Genomic DNA, 337 nt, shown 5'->3' with positions numbered 1-337 from the left:
GCCCGGTGGACGCCTTCGGCTAGCACTGCCGCCGCACAGCCGCCCGCTGCCGAGATCAGGCGGGCACCGCGTCCATAGGATGCAACCAGGGCCGCTTCCGTCGTCGCCAGCGGGACATAGTGGTCGCCCTGGGCGAACAGGCCGTTGATCCGCAAGGGACCGACGGCGCCCACCGGCACCCTCAGGTTTCCGACATAGTTCTCGATGTTGCGGCCGTAGAGAGCGATCTCATCCTGGGCCCTGGCGTCATACAGGGCGTCCTGATCTGCCTGACTCGCCGGACCGTGTCCCGTCACGATGCGCCAGTAGGCGGCGGTGAACGACGGCTTCAGTGACT

General features: G+C 67.4%; 1 pseudogene. It reads right to left on the bottom strand.

Annotated features, from left to right (window positions below):
* Nucleotides 1-337 (bottom strand): annotated as a pseudogene (locus CVH10_RS18800) (hypothetical protein); the annotation flags it as partial.

The organism is Halomonas sp. ND22Bw (genome assembly GCF_003011945.1).
Taxonomy (GTDB): Bacteria; Pseudomonadota; Gammaproteobacteria; order Pseudomonadales; family Halomonadaceae; genus Halomonas; species Halomonas halophila.
Note: the sequence above shows the minus strand (reverse complement) of the source record. Positions and strands in the feature narration are given on the sequence as shown.